The organism is Bartonella sp. TT110JLCBS (assembly GCF_042193405.1).
Lineage (GTDB): Bacteria > Pseudomonadota > Alphaproteobacteria > Rhizobiales > Rhizobiaceae > Bartonella.
Genome location: NZ_JBHILT010000065.1, coordinates 1 through 3,003, shown reverse-complemented (window position 1 = coordinate 3,003; position 3,003 = coordinate 1). Strand labels below are relative to the sequence as shown.

The 3,003-nt window shown below is 32.7% G+C and carries 2 protein-coding genes and 1 pseudogene; all 3 read right to left on the bottom strand.

Annotation, left to right across the window (positions count from 1 at the left end):
- Nucleotides 1–249 precede the first annotated feature (249 nt).
- Nucleotides 250–1,116, bottom strand: a complete 867-nt coding sequence (locus tag ACFILW_RS09285) for a DNA adenine methylase (RefSeq protein WP_375620555.1) — start codon at nucleotides 1,114–1,116, stop codon at nucleotides 250–252.
- Between the two features lie 68 nt (nucleotides 1,117–1,184).
- The gene (locus ACFILW_RS09280) at nucleotides 1,185–2,567 is read right to left on the bottom strand and encodes a ParB/Srx family N-terminal domain-containing protein (protein WP_375627821.1); all 1,383 of its coding nucleotides are present in this window, start codon (nucleotides 2,565–2,567) and stop codon (nucleotides 1,185–1,187) included.
- Between the two features lie 274 nt (nucleotides 2,568–2,841).
- A pseudogene (locus ACFILW_RS09275) lies at nucleotides 2,842–3,003 on the bottom strand (integrase); the annotation flags it as partial.

Sequence of the window (3,003 nt, the reverse complement as noted above, 5' to 3'; positions counted from 1 at the left end):
TAGTAAGTATTTTTACACAAAAACCAAATATCCGACTCTAAACATACTCTGAGACGCGCGAAATTCTTTAGAAAATGATTTCTTAATTTTGCTCGTCTCATGGAGGCGATAGAGAATGTCTTCGCCCATTTAAAATAGTGGTTCTCAAAGAGTTAAACACACCAAACCTTTCCTTAAAATATGAAATTGACTGACAGCAATCAAACTTTCAAAGCTTGTAGAGAGAACAAATTTTGTTTATGAAAGCAGCTAAGCCACGTTACAAAGTGATGTTATATTCTGTTCTAATGATTGTGGAATTTTGATCTTTGGTGAGAAAATCATCAGTTCTTGAGCTTGTCTCTTATTTTGTAGAGAATACCGTATATTAAATTCTATTTTAGGATATTGATTGTACAAGAATTTAATTTCTTCTACGTTGTCATAAGTAATTAACCAAAGCGCATTCACATGTTTAGAAATGATACTTTCTAAATCGCAATGATCTTTAGCTTTATAAAATGAAGTATACAGCTCTTTTCCTTTTTTAAAATAAGGAGGGTCCATATAAAAAAAGGTGTTTTCATCAGTTCCATAACGCAGCAAAAATTCCTGTGCATTTAAACGAGTTAAATATATCCTATCTTTTTGTACACTTATATTTCTAATCCGGCTAATTAAGTCCCTTTTGTTGAATCTACAGTTTATTTTGTAACTCCCAACTTGTTGTTTTCCTCCAATAGGACCAGCATTTTTAATGATTCCAGATCTGTTTGTGCGATTCAAAAAAAATGCAGCAAACCCAACGCTAAGCACGTCTGCGTTTTCAGGAGAAATTTCTTTTTGTTTATACCACTCTTCTAAGTTAATGGTCGTTGTATTGATTTTTTCTATTAATTCTTCTGTCTTGTGCAAAACACAATACCAAAAACTCCAAATAAACGGATCAATATCATTAATGTAGATATCTTTAACATCGTTATTTAAAAGAAAATTTAGAGCCAATCCGCCCCCACCAGCAAAAGGCTCACGATAAGAACATCCATTTAATCCATTTTTCTCAAAAATTTCTTTGATTCTTCCATAGAGTGCAGCCTTGCCACCAGGATACCTTAATGGAGAATAATTATAAGCCATCTCTGTAAACCTTACAGTATTAAAACAAAGCCATGTTATCATATTTTGTTCATATTGGCCAGCAATGGCTAAAGCATTTGACGAGCATTCTGCAATTTTTTGTCATACACTTCATTGATTAATTGCATTAACACTGGCTTTAATACTTGTATATCACTGAGAACCTCTAGATAACTCAAGGGTGCTGAACGGAAGGCATGTTTAGCTGTATTGGCTTGCATTCTAACCTTCGCTAGAGTGTCTAAAATAGCTTTCTCATTTTCATTTATATACTGTGTATCGTCAAGTTCGGTTTTTAATAATCGACAATACTTTGAAAACTTATCCTTTAAAAAATTATCAAAAGATTTGTTTTCTCGGCCTAAAAAGCCTGTCAGCCCTTCGAATAAACAACTAAACGCTATATACACAAGAGGTGTATCAGCGTCAGTACCTAATTTTTTTACTGAAGAATATATACTGATGGGTTTTATAATACCTAATTTCTGCAACTGATCTGCAATTTCTTCATCATAAATGCGGCGAAATAATTTTTGTTTTGGATAATTTCCATCTTTATTCGCATCGCTTGTAGGTAGATTATCTTTTCTTTTAGAATACTCTGTTTCTTTTTTATCCTTGCCTTTTCTAGCAAGCTTTTTAGAAGAACTAAATAAATTAGTTAGATTAGAAGAATCAAATGATTTAGTTAGACCAAATTTGCGAGATAAGATTTCAAAATATTTTTCTATATCTTTTCTATTATTGCAAGAACGAGAATTTATCTTTTTTTCAAGTATATCTTGTACAAATTGTTTCAAAAAATTATCAAGTGCAGAATTTTCTTCATATGAACATGAAAAGATGAGCTTGTCCTCCAACTGATTATAATAAATTCCAGTATACTCAAAAAAAGTTGTTTTAGAAATCAAACGTGTGACAGTCGTTATCTCATAATCTAATGAAGGATCCTCCAACAGATGATTCAATAATAGGTATGCAAATCTATTCGGATTGTCTGGCGAATAACGTGACTTTTGTATAGCATTCCATGGCTTCACACCTTTTCCATTATTTTGACCTAAATGCTTTATCTCCATCCAGTGATTTGCTTCTTTTATGTCAGAAGCAATAGCACATTCTACAGAAGTTATGTGAATTTTACGGTCAGCACTATATTTAGCGATCTTTTTACTTAGATGCTCTGGAGCTAGACTTGGATTATCAAGAAGTTTGAGCGCAGCAAGCCGCCGATTACCTTCTTTAACAACGTACTTCTCTCCATCTTGTATTACCATAAGCTTTTCAAATGGAGACAACCCGTTTTCAGCAATATCTTCGGCCAATTCCAAAATTTTTTCTGTAATACAAAGAAAATTTATAGCATCCTTTTCACTTGTGAATCTGGGAATTCTAGGATTTTCTAGATCAAGTTTAAGTGTTTTTAAAGAAAATTCTTTAGTGTTTATCATTACTCTTAACCAACAATACAAAATATCGAATCATAATATTAACATGGTAAACTGACAAATATTCTATATTAAAGTCTACTTTATATATGAATCACACTTTGGAATCTCTCTTTAATCTTCTCTAGCTAAAAGGCGAGTAATGTTTTAAACATCGTCCAACTTTTTCCTTTTATTTCAAAGTGAAGTAAACGTAAATGCTGCAAAAGAATCCAGTTCAGGCACTTACATCATTTGAGAAAAATTTCTGAGAAAAGACTCTCTATTTTTAATTTTGTCAAGCCTTTCCTGATATAAAAGACGCCCATTGTTCCAAGAGAACATGTCGCTGTTCTAAAAAATCCGTTCGCATGTAGGCTTTCGTCACTGAACTCCCAACTGTATGTGCAAGAACAGTTTCGGCAATCTCAAATGGTGTTGACGTTGTCTCTGCTATCCA

Excerpts from the sequence above, each read along its gene's own strand:
- ACFILW_RS09285 (WP_375620555.1), bottom strand. The coding sequence starts at position 1,116 with ATGGCTTATAATTATTCTCCATTAAGGTATCCTGGTGGCAAGGCTGCA.
- ACFILW_RS09280 (WP_375627821.1), bottom strand. The coding sequence starts at position 2,567 with ATGATAAACACTAAAGAATTTTCTTTAAAAACACTTAAACTTGATCTA.